This is a genomic window from Acidimicrobiia bacterium, from assembly GCA_040878325.1.
Taxonomy (GTDB): Bacteria; Actinomycetota; Acidimicrobiia; order Spongiisociales; family UBA11373; genus JAUYIV01.
This window is the reverse complement of sequence record JBBDMM010000001.1, coordinates 133,177-149,184: the sequence shown is the minus strand read 5'-3', so window position 1 is coordinate 149,184 and position 16,008 is coordinate 133,177. Positions and strand designations below refer to the sequence as shown.

Here is a 16,008-nt window from a genome sequence, read left to right as displayed (position 1 = left end):
CGGTGGACGGTCATAAGCAGCGCCGGGCGTTGACCGCCGCCGAGCAGGCGCTGCAGGCGCTGGCAGACGGTGATTCTGATCGGGCGCAGGAGGCAGCGGCACGCGCCGCAGAGCTCGACCAGGTCGGGGTGTTCGCCGGGCTGATGGAGGCGGTTGCGTCCGCAGGCGCCGAGATCGCCGCGACGGGCGCCGTGTCACGGTCGGGCTGGCAGCGGCTGTCGGCGGCGCTCGGCCCGGGCCCGCTCCAAGCGGTCGCCGACCTCGCCGCCGAGCGGGCCTGATCTACCGCGGCTCGCGGCGCCGTCAAACCTTTGAGCCAACGATCGACATCACCGCGTCATGGAGCAGTCCGTTGGTGGCGACCGCGTTGCCGCCATCGACCGCCCGGCGACCGGAGCGATCGGTCATCTGCCCCCCGGCCTCCTCGACGATCACCTGAAGTGGGGCGAGATCCCAGATTGCGGCGACCGGCTCGACCACCACGTCGACCGCGCCTTCGGCGAGCAGCATGAACGACCAGAAGTCACCGAAGCCCCGGGTCCGGCCACAACGACGGGACAGTTCTCGTGCCTCATCCCCGAAGCCGGCTGCCTCGCAGGACAGCAGCGAGTTGAAGGAGAGGTGGGCGTCGGCGAGCGAACCGACCGACGACACCGCGATCTTCGAGGCGTTGTGCCATGCTCCGCTGCCGCGGGCGGCCCACCAGCGGGCGCCCAGTGCCGGCGCCGACACCACGCCGACGACGATAACCCCGTCGGCCTCGAGGGCGATCAAGGTGCCCCACACCGGTACCCCCCGGATGTAATTGACCGTGGCGTCGATCGGGTCGACGATCCACCGGCGTCCGGCGCGTGTCTCCTCGCCGTACTCCTCACCGAGGATCGCGTCGGCGGGAAAGGCTCGCTCGAGCACCCGGCGGATCGCCTGCTCGGCGTTGCGGTCGGCCTCGGAGACGGGCGTCGCGTCGGACTTCACATCGACGGCGAGGTCGTGCGCCCGAAATCTGAGCGCGGTGACCGCGTCGGCGGCATCGGCGGCCTCGAGCGCGACCCGGAGTTCTTGGCGAAGAAGCACTGGTGGAATGATCGCCGAGGCCGCCCCGCCGGGCAACACCCCAGAGCGGCTGCGCCTCAGTGCGTCCGCTTGCCTCTTACCGCCTACCTCTTGATTCTTGACTCTTGGCCCTTGGCTCCTTCCACCGTCGCTACGGTTTGCCCTCGTGATTCACGACGAGCATCCGTTTGCGGACCCCGAAGACATGCGTGACCCGGTTCGACGATTCCGGGGCCGGCTCGCCGCGCCCGTCACGGTGATCACCGCCGGAGGACCGGGGAACCACAGTGGTCTCACCGTGTCCTCGCTGGTCGTTGCCGAGGGCGAGCCTTCCCACGTGATCTTCCTGTGCGGCACCAACACCGATCTGTGGAGCGCCATCGTGGCGTCGGGCCATTTCATCGTCCACGTGCTCGAGGAGAGCCACCGCGAGATCTCGGACCGCTTCGCCGGCATCCGCCCCAGCCCCGGAGGGTTGTTCGCCGGGCTCGACCCGGTCGATACCGATTGGGGCCCGCTGATCCCTTCGGTGGAAACCCGGGCCTTCTGTCGTTTCAGCGGCCACACCGAGACCGAGATCTACGCCCTGGTCGACGGGATCGTCGACCGCGTCGATCTGTCCGACGTGAGCCGGCCCCTGCAGTACTTCCGGGGCCGCTACTTGCGGAGCGAGACCCCGTGAAGGCCGCCCCGTCCGTCTGGCTCACCACGCTCGGCTGCGCCAAGAACCAGGTCGATTCCGACAAGCTCGAAGCGCGGCTCGGCGAATCCGGATATGTCTTTGCCGAGTCACCGGAGACCGCCGACGTGGTCATGGTCAACACCTGCGCCTTCATCGAGGCGGCCCGGCGCGAGTCGATCGACACGATCCTCGAGCATGCCGATCGGAAGCGTGCCGACGCCAGCCTGGTCGTCTTGGGCTGCATGGCCCAGCGCTACCAGGCGGAACTCGCCGAATCCCTGCCTGAAGCCGATGCCGTGCTCGGCATGGAGCGGTATGGGGAGTTGATCGCCGACCTCGACCGGCTCACCGGCTGGTCGCCGCTGCGGCTGCGGATCAGCCCGATGGACATCCTCTACGAGGTGCGCCGGCCCACTCCCACCACGCCTTATGCATACGTGAAGGTGGCGGAGGGTTGCGACAAGACCTGTTCGTTCTGCGCCATCCCCCAGTTCCGCGGCAAGCAGCGCTCGCGGCCGCCGGTGGGGATCCGGGAGGAGATCGCCGGCTTGGCCGCCGCCGGGGTGGGGGAGATCGTGCTCGTGGCACAAGATCTGGCGGCGTATGGGCGGGACATCGAAGCCCCCGGTGGGATCGTCGATCTGCTGCGATTCGTGTCGGATGTCGGCGGCCTGCGAGCGCTTCGGCTGCTCTATCTGTATCCCCGCGAGATCACGCCGGCGCTGATCGAAGAGATGACCTCGAACCCGGTCGTGACGCAGTATTTCGACCTCAGCCTGCAGCACGCGTCGGGCCGCCTGCTGCGGGCGATGCGCCGACCCGGCGACGGTGCCCGCCACCTCGAGCTGATCCGGCAGATCCGCCAGGCGGCTCCCGATGCCGCCTTCCGGTCGTCGTTCATCGTCGGGTTCCCCGGGGAGACGGAGGCAGATGTCGACCTGCTCGAGCAGTTCCTGGTCGACGCCGAACTCGACTGGGCGGGATTCTTCCCCTATTCGGCGGAGGAGGGGACTCCGGCGGCCGACCTGCTCGATCAGGTCGAGGGCGTGGAAGCCGCCGAACGGACCCGCCGGCTGCAGGAGGTGCAGGAGGAGATCACCGCTCGCCTCGGCGCCGAGCAGATCGGTCGGGTACTGGATGTGGTCGTCGACCAGGTGGAGGACGGCACGCCGGTGGCGCGGTCGTATCGAGAAGCGCCCGAGATCGACGGGGTGGTGCTGCTCGACCGCGGATCCCCCGGCGAGTGGCTGCGCGCCCGGGTCACCGCTACTTACGGATCGGACCTGATGGCGGAGGTCGTGTGATCGTCGAAGTCCTCGCCGTGGGCACCGAGCTCCTCTTGGGTCAGATCGTCAACGGCAACGGTGCGGAGATCGGCAGCCTCCTCGCCGACGCCGGGCTCACCCATTACCGGCAGGGCGTCGTCGGCGACAACCTGCCGCGCCTCACCGCGGCGGTGGCCGAGTCGGTCGGCCGCTCGGACGCCCTGGTGATCACCGGCGGTCTCGGCCCCACCCAGGACGATCTCACCCGTGAGGCCCTGGCGGTGTGCGCCGGGGTGGCGATGGAATTCGACGAGGAGCACGCTGAGCGCCTGCGGGCTATCTGGGCGCGGCGCGGCCGGGAAATGCCCGAAACCAACCTGCGTCAGGCCGAGCATCCCGAAGGATCGGTGCTGATCCCCAATCCGAAAGGGACCGCACCGGGACTGCGGATGCAGATCGGGTCTTGCTGGGTGTTCGCCCTTCCCGGGGTCCCCGAGGAGATGCGCCCGATGCTCCACTCCGACGTGATCCCCTTCCTCGCCGCCCGGGCGGGTGACGACCGCGGCGTCATCGCCAGCCGCCTGCTGCGGACCTGGGGTGAGTCGGAGTCGCGGATCGCGGTGGTCCTCGCCGACCTGTACGAGCAGGGTGAGAACCCGACGCTCGCCTTTCTCGCTTCGGGCGGGGAGATCAAGCTGCGGCTCACGGCCCGCGCCGAAACGAGAGAGGAAGCAGCGCGCCTCATCGATCCGATCGATGCCGAGATCCGCCGGCGTCTCGGTCGAATGGTCTTCGGGGCCGATGAGGACACTGTGGAGCGGATCGTCCTGGCCCGGTGCGCCGAGCGCGGCTGGTCGCTCGCCACTGCTGAGTCGGCGACCGGGGGCCTGGTGGCGGCGGCAATCACGGCGGTGCCCGGCGCCTCCGAAACGTTCCGTGGCTCGGTGGTGGCATACACCCGCGGTGCCAAGGAGGCGCTGCTCGGGGTGCCGGCCGGCCTGATGGACGATCACGGACTGGTCAGCGAGGAGACGGCCCTGGCGATGGCCGCAGGGGCTGCAGAGCGACTCGGGGCAGATGTCGTGGTAGCGGTGACCGGGTCGGCCGGGCCGGACCCGCTCGAACACCGGCCGGGGACCATGGTCTTCGCAGTGCGCACCCCCGAGCGGGCGCAGGCGCGAATGCTCACCTTCCCCGGGGATCGGGAGCGGGTCCGCGCCTACAGCACGACGACTGCACTCCATCTCCTGCGACTGGCGGTGACGGGGGAGTGGTGGCCGAACTGATGCGGGTGTTCGTGGCGGTCCCCCTCGATGAGGAGACCCGCCACCGGCTGGCCCATGTGGTGGCCGAGCGGGTTCCCGAGATTCCGGGCGGCGCCGTCGACCCGCAGAAATGGCATCTCACCTTGCGCTTCCTCGGTGAGGTCGGCGAGGTCGAGGTAGACCGGATTCGACACTCGCTCGACACGGCCGACCTGGGCGGTCCGTTCAGCGTGACCTGGGGTGGGTTGGGGGCGTTTCCCCGTCCGGCACGCGCCTCGGTGTTGTGGGTGGGAGTCCCTCGGGGCGCCGACGAGTTGCGCTCTCTGTGGATGGCGACGGAACTGGCTCTCGAGGATGCCGGATTTCCTCCCGAGGATCGTCCCTTCCGCCCCCACCTAACGATCGCCCGGATTCGGCCGCCCGAGGACGTGAGCCTGGTGGTTGGTGGCGAGCCGTTGGCCAACGTCCCCATGAAAGTCGACCGAATCACCCTCTTCCAGAGCCGCCTGGGACGGGGAGGCGCCAGCTATTCGATAGTGGACGAGTTCGCCCTCTGAAGAAACCCGCAATGCGCGATGCGCAATGCGCTACGCGCCGGGAGTGATTTTCCCAACGAACCTGTCCTTGTTCAGGACGCGCCAATCCGACGGAGTTGGCTGGCCCTTCGAACGCGATACGACGCGTCGCGTATTGCGGTATTGCGTATCGCGAATTGCCTGACTCCTTGTAATCGAACATGTGTTCGTCTACTGTCACCGACAGCCCGAGTGAGATACCATTGATGTAATTCTCTCCCGGATGTGTCACAGGCCCGGCGTAGCGTCAGCCGCATCATCACTAAAGGAGTCCGAAGGTGGAACGAGACAAGTCCCTCGAGATGGCCCTCTCGCAGATCGAGCGCCAGTTCGGCAAGGGCGCGATCATGCGGCTCGGCACCGACAACATCGTGAAGATCGAGGCGATCCCGACGGGTGCCCTGTCGCTCGACCTCGCATTGGGTATCGGAGGCGTTCCCCGCGGTCGGATCGTCGAGATATACGGACCTGAGAGCAGCGGAAAGACGACCCTCGCGCTCCACATCGCCGCCGAAGCCCAGCGCAACGGGGGTATTGCCGCCTTCATCGATGCCGAGCACGCTCTCGATCCGAGCTACGCCTCGGCCCTTGGGGTCGATGTGGACGAGTTGCTGATCTCGCAGCCAGACACCGGGGAGCAGGCCCTGGAGATCACCGACATGCTGATCCGTTCGGGCTCGCTCGACGTGATCATCATCGACTCGGTGGCCGCCCTCACCCCCCGGGCCGAGATCGAAGGCGAGATGGGCGACACCCACATGGGCCTCCAGGCCCGCCTGATGTCGCAGGCGCTGCGCAAGTTGGCCGGCTCGATCAACCGCTCACACACCACCGCCATCTTCATCAACCAGATCCGCGAGAAGATCGGCGTCCTATTTGGTTCTCCCGAAACAACCCCCGGTGGTCGCGCCCTGAAGTTCTATTCGTCGGTGCGGATCGAGGTCCGTCGTATCCAGACGATCAAGGACGGCCAGGAATCGATCGGCAACCGGGTGGTCGCCAAGGTGGTCAAGAACAAGGTGGCTTCGCCCTTCCGCAAGGCCGAGTTCGACATCATGTTCGGCACCGGCATCTCCCGGGAGGGAAGCCTCCTCGACGTGGCGGTGGAGCAGGACGTGGTCCGTAAGAGCGGCGCCTGGTACACGTACGAGGACGATCAGCTGGGCCAGGGTCGGGAGAACGCCAAGCGCTTCCTCAAGGAGAACCCGGAGGTCGCCATGCAACTCCAGGCCCGAGTGCTCGAGGCGGTCGGTCTCGCCGGCAAGGTGATGGAGTCGTTCGACGAGGATGATGTGGAATCCGACGACGAGACCGTCGCCCCGGCGAAAACCAAGGGTTCGGTGGAGAAAATCTCCATCGACGACATTCCGGAAGACTGATCCTGGCAGATCGGCCGGGGCGCGGTACGATTACCTCCCAACGCGCACACGCAATTGAAACAAAACGTTCTGAAGTTACGGCCCTGCCGGGAGGTGTGATCGACCGAGTCTGTGGATGACTGGGTCTGAGGGTGCGCGTCGAGCCGGGTGGCTCGACGCGCAGTTTGTCCGGCGGGGTCGGCCGGAAGGAGAATCATGGCCACCGCGGTGATCGGTTCGATCGCCGGGATCGTGGCGCTCGGCGCCGGGATTCTCATAGGCCGCTGGCTTCAGCGAAGAAGCCTGGGCCGGGCCGCGACGACGGCCGACCTATTGGTTCGCGACGCCCGCACCTCCTCACAGCGGATGCTGGAACGGGCCGAAGAGGAGGCCCGCGCCAAGGCAGAGACCTATCGCGAGCGCGAAGAGGCGACTCTCGAGCATCGTCGCGTCGAGATCGAATCTCAGGAGGAGCGGATCATCCAGCGCGAGGCGACCCTCGAACAGCGTGCCTCGAATCTTGCGCAGCGCGAGACCCTGATCCTTGACCGCGAGCGCGACGTGTCGTCATCGCGCCGCGACGTCGAGGCGCTTCGTGAGGAGGCACGGGCCGCGCTGGAAGCGCTCGCCGGCGTCGATGCGCGCGCTGCGAAGGAAGAGTTGCTGCATCGGGTCGAAGACGAGGCACGCCGCGATGCGATGGTTCTCATGCGCGACATGGAGACCAAGGCTCGAGAAGAGGCCGACCGGCGAGCCCGACGCATTCTTGCCACCGCGGTGCAACGGCTTGCGTCGGAAGTGGTAGCCGAGACGACCGTATCGACCGTCGCCCTGCCGTCGGACGACATGAAGGGCCGCATCATCGGGCGGGACGGTCGCAACATCCGCGCTTTCGAGTCGGTCACCGGGGTGAACATCATCGTCGACGACACCCCCGAGGCGGTCGCCATCTCGGCGTTCGACCCGGTGCGGCGTGAAGTGGCCCGAATCGCCCTCGAACGCCTCATCGCCGACGGTCGCATCCACCCATCATCGATCGAGGACGCCTACGAGAAGGCCTTGGCGGAGGTGGAGCAGGGAGTGCGCGATGCCGGCGAGTGGGCGCTGCTGGAGGTCGGGGTCTCCCGGGTACATCCCGAGATCGTCACACTGCTCGGCCGGCTCAAATACCGGCTCTCGTACGGACAGAACGTGCTCCACCACCTCATCGAGTCGGCAAAGGTGGCGGGGATGCTGGCGGCGGAGATCGGTATCAATCCAGAAGAGGCGAAGCGGGCGGCCTTCCTCCACGATATCGGGAAGGCCGTCAGTCACGAGTTGGGCGGCTCTCACGCGCTGGTGGGCGCCGAGATCGCCCGCCGGTTCGGTGAAGACCCGGCGATTGTCCACGGCATCGAGGCCCACCACAACGAAGTCGAGCCCCGAACCCTTACCGCGGTGGTGGTGCAGGCGGCGGACGCCGTGTCTGCCAGCCGCCCCGGAGCCCGTCGCGAGGCGGTCGACTCCTACGTTCGTCGTCTCGAGCAGCTCGAGGCGATCGCCATGGAGTTCGACGGGGTCGAGCGGGTGTACGCGATGCAGGCCGGACGCGAGGTGAGAGTGGTGGTCGATCCCGGATCGGTGGACGATCTCGGCGCTCACGATCTCGCCCGGCGAATCTCCAAGCGGTTCGAAGAGGACCTTCAGTATCCGGGTCAGATCCGGGTAACGGTCATCCGCGAGCTGCGCGCCACCGATTTCGCCCGATGACCACCGTCGAACTCGGTATCCCCGTGGTGCGCGAGCGTCGCGTTCCGACGCGCACCGGGCGCCGGTACCTGGTGCGGACCTTCGGCTGTCAAATGAACGAGCACGATTCCGAACGCATTGGAGGGCTGTTCGAAGCCGATGGGATGGTTCCCGCCGCCGGGCTCGCCGATGCCGACGTGGTGATGATCAACACCTGCTGTATCCGCGAGAACGCCGACAACCGCCTCTATGGGAACCTCGGTCAACTCAAGGCGGTGAAGGACGAACGCCCCGGCATGCGGATCCTGGTGGGTGGGTGCCTCGCCCAGAAGGATCGAGAGGTCGTTCAGGCAAAGGCGCCGTGGGTGGATGTGGTCTTCGGTACGCACAACCTCCATCGGGTGATCACCCTCCTCGATCACGCCGAGGAGTGGGGCCCGGTCACCGAGATCTGGGACGAGACCGCCTCGATCGACGATGTGCCGTCCACCCTGCCGGCCCACCGGGAGGTTCCGCATTCGGCCTGGGTGACGATCACGATCGGGTGCAACAACGGGTGCACCTTCTGCATCGTGCCGATCGTCCGGGGCAAGGAGATCTCGCGGCGTCCGGGCGACGTCGTCCGCGAGGTGCGCGATCTGGTTGCCGACGGGGTGGTCGAGGTGACCCTTCTCGGCCAGAACGTCAACTCCTACGGGCGGGACCTGGCGATCGATGGCCGCCGCCGTCCGATCTTCGCCGACCTGCTGCGGCGAGTGGGCGAGATCGAAGGGATCCGGCGGATCCGGTTCACCAGCCCGCACCCCAAGGACATCAAGCAGGATGTGCTCGAGGCGATGGCCGAGACACCTGCGGTGTGCGAGCAACTCCATCTGCCCCTTCAGAGCGGCAGCGCCCGGATCCTGCGGGCGATGCAACGCGGCTACACCCCGGATCGTTTCATCGAGAAGCTGCGGGCCGCCGAGGCGACGATTCCCGGCCTGGCGACCTCCACCGACGTCATCGTGGGGTTCCCCGGCGAGACGGAGGATGACTTCCAGCGGACACTCGATGTGGTGGCCGAAGCCCGCTTCGACGGTGCCTACATGTTCATCTACTCGCCCCGACCGGGGACCCCTGCAGCCGACATGGACGGGCAGGTCGACCCCGCAGTGGCGTCCGCGCGGTTCACCCGGTTGGCCGATCTGCAGCGCCAGGTGTCGCTGGAGAAGAACCAGGCGTTGGTGGGCAGCACGGTCGAGGGTCTCGTCGAGGGTCCTTCGAGGAAGGATCCTGGAGTGGTGACGGCGAGGACGAGGACCAACAAGGTCTTGCACGTTCCCGGTGAGCACGCCCCAGGGTCCTTTCTTGACGCCGTCGTCGAGCGTGCCGCCCCCAGCCACCTGGTCGGGCGGGTGGCGACCTGAAGGTCGGGGCGATTCTCGGCCCCACTGCGGCCGGTAAGAGCGATGTCGCCCTGCTCGTCGCCGAGCGGCTCGGCGCGGAGATCGTCTCGGTAGACAGCATGCAGGTCTATCGGGGCATGGACATCGGGACCGCCAAGCCGGCGGCCGGCGAGGTCGCCCGTGTGCCGCATCACATGATCGACATCGTCGATCCGGAGGTGGCCTTCTCCGTGGCCGAGTTTCAGGTGCGCGGACGTCTGGCGATGGCCGAGATCGAGGGTCGGGGAGCTCGGGTCCTGATCGTGGGTGGCAGCGGGCTGCACTTCAGGTCGCTGGTGGATCCGCTGGAGTTTCCTCCGACGGACGAGAGCCTGCGGGAGGTCATCGAGGGCATGTCGGCCGAGGAGGCAACCGCGGAACTGCTCGCGGCTGATTCGGAAGCAGGGGTGTGGGTCGATCTGAGCAACCCGCGCCGGGTGATCCGCGCCCTGGAGATCCACCGGCTCACCGGGTTGACGCCTACGGCCCGGGCGACTGCGCCAACTGCCGATGCCGTCCGGGAGTATCGGCCCGAGATCCCGGTGGCCGTGGTGGGTGTCGATCCGGGGGAGCAGCTTCCCGCCCGGGTGGAGCGGCGGCTCGACCGGATGATCGAGGGCGGTCTGCTCGACGAAGTCGATGGCTTGCGCGGCCGGTTAGGCCCCACCGCCGCCACCGCGGTCGGGTACCGCGAGATGATGCGGGTGGTCGAGGGGGAGTGGGACCTGGCCACCGCTCGCAGGCGGGCGATCGACGCCACTACCGCGCTGGCGCGGCGCCAGCGCACCTATCACCGGCGCGACCCGAGGATCGACTGGCTGGGGTGGCAAGATGACCCCGCTTTGCTTGCCGAGACGGCGGTGGCGAGCCTCGAGGGGGCCGGATGGACTTCGTGAAGATGGAGGGCCTGGGCAACGACTTCGTCGTCTTCGGTGGCCCATTCGACCCATCTCCGGCGCAGGTGGCTGATTGGTGCGACCGCCGGCGCGGGATCGGAGCCGATGGGGTCCTGGTGGTGACTCCGGTGGACGCCGGGACCGTGTCCATGGGCTACTGGAACGCCGATGGATCGGCCGCCGAAATGTGCGGGAACGGCTTGCGGTGTGTCGCCCTATATGCGGTGACGCACGGGATGGTCCCCGGCCCCGAAGTGACGGTCGACACCCCGGTCGGGCCGAGGAGCACCGTGGTGCGAGACGGGACCGTCCGCGCCCAACTCGGCCCGGTTGCGGTCTCCGGTGACCCGGTGGAACTGATCGGCTATCGGCTGGAGCGGGTCGACGTCGGGAATCCCCATGCCGTCGCCTTCGTCTCCGACACCGGGGCGGTGCCCGTCGGCGCCGCCGGCCCCCTGGTCGAAGGCGATCCAGCGTTCCCCGACCGCACCAATGTGGAGTTCGCCACGGTCGTCGCTCCGGACCGAATCGACCTCCGGGTGTGGGAGCGGGGAGTGGGCGAGACCCTCGCCTGCGGCACCGGTGCCGCCGCCACGGTGGCAGCCGCCATCCACCGCGGCCTGACCGATCCCAAGGTGACCGTGATGCTCCCCGGTGGCCCACTGCTGGTGGAGATCATCGAAGGCGAAGCCTGGATCGAAGGCCCCGCCCGCGAGGTCTTCTCAGGAACGATCGTCTTCCCCCGGCTTCCGGGGGGAGTACCCCGAAGGGGGGAGGGGGGCAGCTGACCCTGCGAGCAGGCTCGCCAATCGCCAATCGCGCTCGAAGGGCCCTCTTACTTCACCGTTCGCAGGACCGCGACGACCTTCCCCACGATCTCGACGCCGCTGGTGAGCACGATCGGTTCGTAGGCAGGGTTCTCGGCGATCAGTAGCACCCGGTCGCCCTCACGGCGGAATCGCTTGACGGTGGCTTCTTCGCCGTTGATCAGGGCGGCCACCAGTTCGCCGTTCCGGGCGTCGGGCTGGCGTCGCACGACGACGAGGTCGCCGTCGAAGATCCCCGCGTTGATCATCGAGTCGCCCTGGACCCGCAGCATGATGACAGGCTCGTTGCCGACCAGCTCGGTGGGCAGCGGGAAGATCTCCTCGATGTCCTCCTCGGCGAGCATCGGAGAGCCGGCGGCGATTCGCCCAACGAGGGGGACATCGCGTACCGGGGCGCGGCGCAGTTCGCCGTCACCGCCGGTGTCGATGACTTCGATGGCGCGCGGCTTGGTGGCATCGCGGCGGAGGTATCCGCCCTCCACCAGGGCCGAAAGGTGACTGTGGACGGTGGAGGGCGAGCTGAGACCGACGGCCTCCCCGATCTCCCGTACGGATGGGGGATAGCCCCGACGCTGCACCGTCTCGTAGATGAGCTCGAGAATCTGCTTCTGGCGATCGCTTATGTCGCTCGGGGACATGGGGCCCTCCCTTTCTTATCGCCGAACGATAGCCGAACAGGTGTTCACCGACAAACATATGTTCGACTTGACAGGCGAACACCCGTTCGGTACATTGGTCACCTCAGAGCGAACACACGTTCGTGTCACACCGGGTCCATAGGGTGTGCAGCGTGTGGGGGGTAACCAAGGCCCCCGAGACAGACAGCAAAGTAGGAGGTGCCAGCGCAATGACGATCTCCGCCAATACCCGCACCAGGGTCGTGGTTCTCCTCACCTCGGTCGCCGTGGCGCTGGCCCTCCTGCTCGCTGTCGCCGTTGCCGCTCGCGCCGAGGGGCCAACGGTCGCCTCGCACGACGAAATCAGCTTCGTCACCCATACGGTTCGGGTTGGCGACACTTTGTGGGATATCGCCATGGTTCACGCTCCCGAGGATTCCGACGTTCGTGACTTCGTTTTCGACCTGAAAGCAGTGAACGGCCTCGAGACGAGCAGCATTCAGCCGGGCCAGGTGCTCCGGATCCCGGTCCCCTAGACCACGGATCGTCGTCGTCGGGCACCCTCCGTGGTTCCTGTTGAGAACGCCTGGTCGGCGGCACCGGTACCCTTCGAGGCCATGCGATGCCCCTATTGCTCGGCCGAGGACACCAGGGTCGTCGACAGTCGTCCCGCTGAAGGCGGGTCGGCCATCCGCCGCCGCCGGGCGTGCGAGGTGTGCGCCAACCGATTCACCACCTATGAGCGGCGGGAGAGCAGTCTCACGGTGCGCAAGCGGGATGGCCGCATCGAGCCCTTCGTCCCCGAGAAGGTACGGGCGGGGGTGGCGAACGCGGTCGCCGGTCGGGAGGTTCCCCCAGGGGCCATCGACGCCCTCGTGGGCGAGATCGAGGCCTTCGTCGAGGCCGAAGGCGAATCGGCAACCGACGAGATCGGCCGGCGGGTGCTCGAAGCGCTCCGCCATCTCGACGAGGTGGCCTATCTCCGATTTGCCTCGGTATACAAGGACTTCGAGGGGGCCAGCGACTTCGAGCGAGAGATGGCCGCCCTCGAGGACCCGGGCTGAACCCTGTTCGAATCGCCGGTCAGCCCGCACCCCCTAGAAGGATCCTCACCTCGGCGATCCCGCGCTTCAGTTCCAGGATCAGGGTGGCGGCGTCCGCTTCGACCTGCCCGAGTACTGCTTCGACTTCGGCGAGGGTGTCCGCCCGGGTCGCCTCCAGCTCGGCGATGAGCGCCACCGCGGTCGCCTCCTCCCCGCGCCGGAGCGCCAGGAGATAGCGGTCGATCCGCCCCGGCACCGTGGCCAGGGCCTGTTCCACGCTTTCCCGATACGCGGCGTACTCGTCGCTGTCGTCGAGGCGTCCTGCCGCCGCTGCCGATTGGCTGAGCATGGCGGCGAGGGCCCGGGCGGCCGGATCGATCAACTCGGGGGGAGCGCTCGAGGGAAGCAGCGGGATCTCGAGGATTTCCCCGGCCGCCTCGCGGTACTGGGCGGCGCGGGCGAGTCGGGCGGCGATCGAGTCGGCGGCGTCGGCCAGGATCAGGAGCCGGTGGCGGACGGATCGCACATCCGCCACGGGTCCGGCCGGCATGAACGGCAGGAACCCCGGTGGTCCGGGACGGGCGACCACGAGGAGCTCCCCGGCCGCTTCGAGAAACTGCCCGGCGGCGGCCGGGTCGGTGAGGGTCGCCGCCTCCTCCATCGCCTCGATGGCAGCGGAGAAATCGTCGACTGCCGTGGCGTATTCGACGAGGCGGGCCTCCGCCTGGTCGGCGGGGAGGTAGATGACGAACCGCGCCACGAAGAGCACCGCCAACCCAACGAGCGCCGCCCCGGCGACGATCGGGTACCGATACTCCCGTTTCGACTCCACCACCTTCCCCAGGGGGGTGGGTCGCCAGTCGAAGTCGAGGTCGGGGACCGGCTCCTCCAGATCGCCGTGGGTGCCGGCGCGCGCCACCGTCGCTGGAGTGGTCTCCAGCATGCCGAGAATCGTCCTACGGGACGCTTCTCGTTCGGGTGTCCTCAGCCGGCTCACGTCTGTCATCTTCCCAGGGGCATAATCGACATCATGCGCATCCCGCTCAAGCGGCTCGACCCCGACCTTCCGATGCCCGCTCACGCCCATCCGGGCGATGGCGGCGTGGACCTCTACGCCCGCGAGGCCACCTCACTCGAGCCTGGGGAGCGGGGGGTCGTTCCCACCGGCGTGGCGGTGGCGATCCCGGATGGGTTCGCCGGTCTGGTCACCCCGCGGTCCGGCCTCGCCGCCCGTTCGGGGCTCGGGGTGGTCAACAGCCCGGGGCTGGTGGACTCCGGCTATCGCGGCGAGATCAAGGTGATCCTGGTGAATCTGGGCTCAGAAGCGATCCAGATCGAGCGAGGTGATCGAGTCGCCCAGATGGTGGTGGTACCCGTCGCCTCACAAGAATTCGAGGCGGTCGATGACCTTCCGGAGTCATCGCGTGGGGCCGGGGGGTTCGGTTCCACGGGCTCCTGACCGAAGAATGCCTCGTGATATATTCACCGTTCTCGCGGACGTAGCTCAGTTGGTAGAGCGTCACCTTGCCAAGGTGAAGGTCGCCGGTTCGAGACCGGTCGTCCGCTCCGAGGGGCGGCGAGAGTCGCCCCTTCCTATTAGTCGGGCTCGGGAGGAGGTCGGGGTTGGGCCCCGACCGGGTCTGACGGATACGGCCCGGCATGGGGTTGGGGCCCCATGCTCGGGAGGAGGTCGGGGTTGGGCCCCGACCGGGTCTGACGGATACGGCCCGGCATGGGGTTGGGGCCCCATGCTCGGGAGGAGGTCGGGGTTGGGCCCCGACCGGGTCTGACGGATAGGGCGGCGTGGCCGAGTGGTTAGGCAAGGGTCTGCAAAACCCTCTACCCCGGTTCAATTCCGGGCGCCGCCTCGGAGAGACATGACCCACGACGAGTTGGTGGAGGCACTGCGGTCGATCGACGGGCTCGTCGATCACGGTGGCGGCTCGCCCAACTTCCAATTTCGCTCGCGACCGTTCCTCCACTTCCACGAGGACGACCGGGGTACCTACGCCGATGTCCGCCTCGGGACTGCGGGCTTCGAGCCCATCAGGGCCTCGACCGCCGACGAGCGTCTCGCCTTGTTGGGTAGCGTGATCGACCACGTCGAGCGCCTCGCCCAGACCCGGAAGTCGCATCGTCGGCAGACCCAGAGGGACCGAACCGACCGCTCGAGGCGGTGACGGACCCGCACCGGGTACCACTACAGTCCCGCCCCTGAAGGGCGCTTAGCTCAGCGGAAGAGCGCTTCCCTGACACGGAAGAGGTCACTGGTTCGATCCCAGTAGCGCCCACGGGAACCCAGCAGAATTCGGCAAAGCCGGACTCTGCTGGGTTCCTTGCGAGTTCGGCTTTGCCGAACTCGGGGGCACCTGGCGAGGCGGACTTCTGGACGCGGGCTCTCGGTCAGGAGTCGAACGTGTATCCCGCCAGGTGTTCGTAGGTCTCGATCCCCCGTGCGATCCGGGTTCGATCGCGCTCCGACCAGTCGATGCTGTGCCGACTCCTCTTCGGTGAGGTGAACACCTTGGCGGCGGTCGCGGTGAGGTACTCCTCGGTCGGTTCGAGGCCGAGGAAATCCATCACGACCCGGAGGGTGGCCACCGGAGCCGCGGTGAGTTGCTCGAGTCGAACGTCGAGGATGTCTTGCGGGTCGGTTCGGCGCTTGATCTCGCTGACCCCGTCGCACAGCTGGAAGTAGCGCTCGATCCTCGGCGTCACCTTGCCGCGACCACCCTTTCTGGCATGACTCGAAGCGATGTTGTCGTAGGGGTTACGGACGACATGGATCAGTCGCACCGGAACGCCCACCGTCGCCCGCAGGCGGTCGAGCAGCGCAGGGGTCTCCTGGCGTCGCAGCGTCGAACGGCCTCCCTTCTTGTCACCCAGGACGAGCATCTCGTCGTGCCGGCCCTGCCATTGACCGTCGACCGCGTAGTCGTAGCCGGCCCACCGATGGCCCATCTCGGTGAAGGCGCGGTTGTTCCGCAGGATCAGGTCGTACAACTGGAGACGCCCGAACCCGGCCGCCAGAAACGCGATGACATCGAGTTCATGGGCGATCACCGCGTTGGGATGGGCATCCACCAACGACCCGACGAGGGTGTGGCCGCTGCGCGGGTAGCCGACGAACAAGCAGAATGTCCGGACGGAGCCGAAAGATGACTGGCGGCGGAAGCCTCCCCAGGCCGATACGGCACGGACCTGGAGTATCTCCCTGCGAGTCCGCGACTCGGAGAAGGGCCGGATCAGATCGAACGGGAGCCCTGATCTCACCG

18 protein-coding genes and 3 tRNA genes are annotated in these 16,008 nt (G+C 67.6%); 17 read left to right on the top strand and 4 right to left on the bottom strand.

Annotation, left to right across the window (positions count from 1 at the left end; translation table 11 throughout):
* Window positions 1–2 precede the first annotated feature (2 nt).
* Window positions 3–281, top strand: a complete 279-nt coding sequence (locus tag WD184_00735; protein ID MEX0825275.1) for a hypothetical protein — start codon at window positions 3–5, stop codon at window positions 279–281.
* Between the two features lie 22 nt (window positions 282–303).
* Here WD184_00735 and hisN read toward each other — a convergent pair whose 3' ends face one another.
* Window positions 304–1,086 carry a histidinol-phosphatase gene (hisN, locus tag WD184_00730; GenBank protein MEX0825274.1) on the bottom strand — a complete coding sequence of 261 codons (783 nt, stop codon included), beginning with the start codon at window positions 1,084–1,086 and terminating at the stop codon, window positions 304–306.
* Between the two features lie 133 nt (window positions 1,087–1,219).
* Between hisN and WD184_00725 the strand changes: the two genes are divergently transcribed.
* The 9 genes from WD184_00725 to dapF all read left to right on the top strand — a co-directional run bounded on the left by WD184_00725 (window position 1,220) and on the right by dapF (window position 11,034).
* Entirely contained in the window at window positions 1,220–1,735 is a 516-nt protein-coding gene (locus WD184_00725; protein MEX0825273.1) for a flavin reductase family protein, read from the top strand.
* Window positions 1,732–3,039 (top strand): 30S ribosomal protein S12 methylthiotransferase RimO, encoded by a 1,308-nt coding sequence (gene rimO, locus WD184_00720; protein ID MEX0825272.1) that lies wholly within the window; start codon window positions 1,732–1,734, stop codon window positions 3,037–3,039. Before WD184_00725 ends, rimO begins: the two co-directional genes overlap by 4 nt.
* Window positions 3,036–4,286, top strand: a complete 1,251-nt coding sequence (locus tag WD184_00715) for a competence/damage-inducible protein A (GenBank protein ID MEX0825271.1) — start codon at window positions 3,036–3,038, stop codon at window positions 4,284–4,286. The genes rimO and WD184_00715 overlap by 4 nt, the downstream gene beginning before the upstream one ends.
* Window positions 4,271–4,822, top strand: coding sequence for an RNA 2',3'-cyclic phosphodiesterase (thpR, locus tag WD184_00710; GenBank protein ID MEX0825270.1), 552 nt, complete (start codon window positions 4,271–4,273; stop codon window positions 4,820–4,822). Before WD184_00715 ends, thpR begins: the two co-directional genes overlap by 16 nt.
* Window positions 4,823–5,118: 296 nt before the next feature.
* Complete coding sequence (gene recA, locus WD184_00705) at window positions 5,119–6,219, top strand: recombinase RecA (protein ID MEX0825269.1); 1,101 nt, start codon at window positions 5,119–5,121, stop codon at window positions 6,217–6,219.
* Between the two features lie 195 nt (window positions 6,220–6,414).
* On the top strand, window positions 6,415–7,947 hold the full coding sequence (gene rny, locus WD184_00700; protein MEX0825268.1) for a ribonuclease Y: 1,533 nt from the start codon (window positions 6,415–6,417) through the stop codon (window positions 7,945–7,947).
* Window positions 7,944–9,332: a tRNA (N6-isopentenyl adenosine(37)-C2)-methylthiotransferase MiaB gene (miaB, locus tag WD184_00695; protein MEX0825267.1), complete on the top strand. Its 1,389-nt coding sequence runs from the start codon at window positions 7,944–7,946 to the stop codon at window positions 9,330–9,332. The genes rny and miaB overlap by 4 nt, the downstream gene beginning before the upstream one ends.
* On the top strand, window positions 9,329–10,246 hold the full coding sequence (miaA, locus tag WD184_00690) for a tRNA (adenosine(37)-N6)-dimethylallyltransferase MiaA (protein MEX0825266.1): 918 nt from the start codon (window positions 9,329–9,331) through the stop codon (window positions 10,244–10,246). Before miaB ends, miaA begins: the two co-directional genes overlap by 4 nt.
* Window positions 10,234–11,034, top strand: a complete 801-nt coding sequence (gene dapF / locus WD184_00685; GenBank protein ID MEX0825265.1) for a diaminopimelate epimerase — start codon at window positions 10,234–10,236, stop codon at window positions 11,032–11,034. The genes miaA and dapF overlap by 13 nt, the downstream gene beginning before the upstream one ends.
* A gap of 47 nt (window positions 11,035–11,081) precedes the next feature.
* Here the strand turns inward: dapF and lexA are convergent, their stop codons facing one another.
* Window positions 11,082–11,711: a transcriptional repressor LexA gene (lexA, locus tag WD184_00680; protein MEX0825264.1), complete on the bottom strand. Its 630-nt coding sequence runs from the start codon at window positions 11,709–11,711 to the stop codon at window positions 11,082–11,084.
* Window positions 11,712–11,920: 209 nt separating this feature from the next.
* On the opposite strand from lexA, the gene WD184_00675 reads away from it, so the two are divergent.
* Window positions 11,921–12,226, top strand: coding sequence for a LysM peptidoglycan-binding domain-containing protein (locus WD184_00675; protein MEX0825263.1), 306 nt, complete (start codon window positions 11,921–11,923; stop codon window positions 12,224–12,226).
* A gap of 81 nt (window positions 12,227–12,307) precedes the next feature.
* The gene (gene nrdR / locus WD184_00670; GenBank protein MEX0825262.1) at window positions 12,308–12,754 is read left to right on the top strand and encodes a transcriptional regulator NrdR; all 447 of its coding nucleotides are present in this window, start codon (window positions 12,308–12,310) and stop codon (window positions 12,752–12,754) included.
* Between the two features lie 19 nt (window positions 12,755–12,773).
* Here the strand turns inward: nrdR and WD184_00665 are convergent, their stop codons facing one another.
* Window positions 12,774–13,676 carry a hypothetical protein gene (locus tag WD184_00665; protein MEX0825261.1) on the bottom strand — a complete coding sequence of 301 codons (903 nt, stop codon included), beginning with the start codon at window positions 13,674–13,676 and terminating at the stop codon, window positions 12,774–12,776.
* A gap of 87 nt (window positions 13,677–13,763) precedes the next feature.
* Between WD184_00665 and dut the strand changes: the two genes are divergently transcribed.
* From dut to WD184_00640, 5 genes are all read left to right on the top strand, one after another.
* Window positions 13,764–14,192 carry a dUTP diphosphatase gene (gene dut / locus WD184_00660; GenBank protein MEX0825260.1) on the top strand — a complete coding sequence of 143 codons (429 nt, stop codon included), beginning with the start codon at window positions 13,764–13,766 and terminating at the stop codon, window positions 14,190–14,192.
* A gap of 34 nt (window positions 14,193–14,226) precedes the next feature.
* Window positions 14,227–14,299: transfer RNA gene (locus WD184_00655), tRNA-Gly, on the top strand.
* 231 nt (window positions 14,300–14,530) lie between these two features.
* A tRNA-Cys gene (locus WD184_00650) sits at window positions 14,531–14,601 on the top strand.
* Between the two features lie 9 nt (window positions 14,602–14,610).
* Window positions 14,611–14,913: a hypothetical protein gene (locus WD184_00645; protein MEX0825259.1), complete on the top strand. Its 303-nt coding sequence runs from the start codon at window positions 14,611–14,613 to the stop codon at window positions 14,911–14,913.
* Between the two features lie 39 nt (window positions 14,914–14,952).
* Window positions 14,953–15,024 (top strand) — tRNA-Val (locus tag WD184_00640).
* Window positions 15,025–15,136: 112 nt separating this feature from the next.
* Here WD184_00640 and WD184_00635 read toward each other — a convergent pair.
* Window positions 15,137–16,006 (bottom strand): sulfotransferase, encoded by an 870-nt coding sequence (locus tag WD184_00635; GenBank protein MEX0825258.1) that lies wholly within the window; start codon window positions 16,004–16,006, stop codon window positions 15,137–15,139.
* Between the last annotated feature and the right edge of the window lie 2 nt (window positions 16,007–16,008).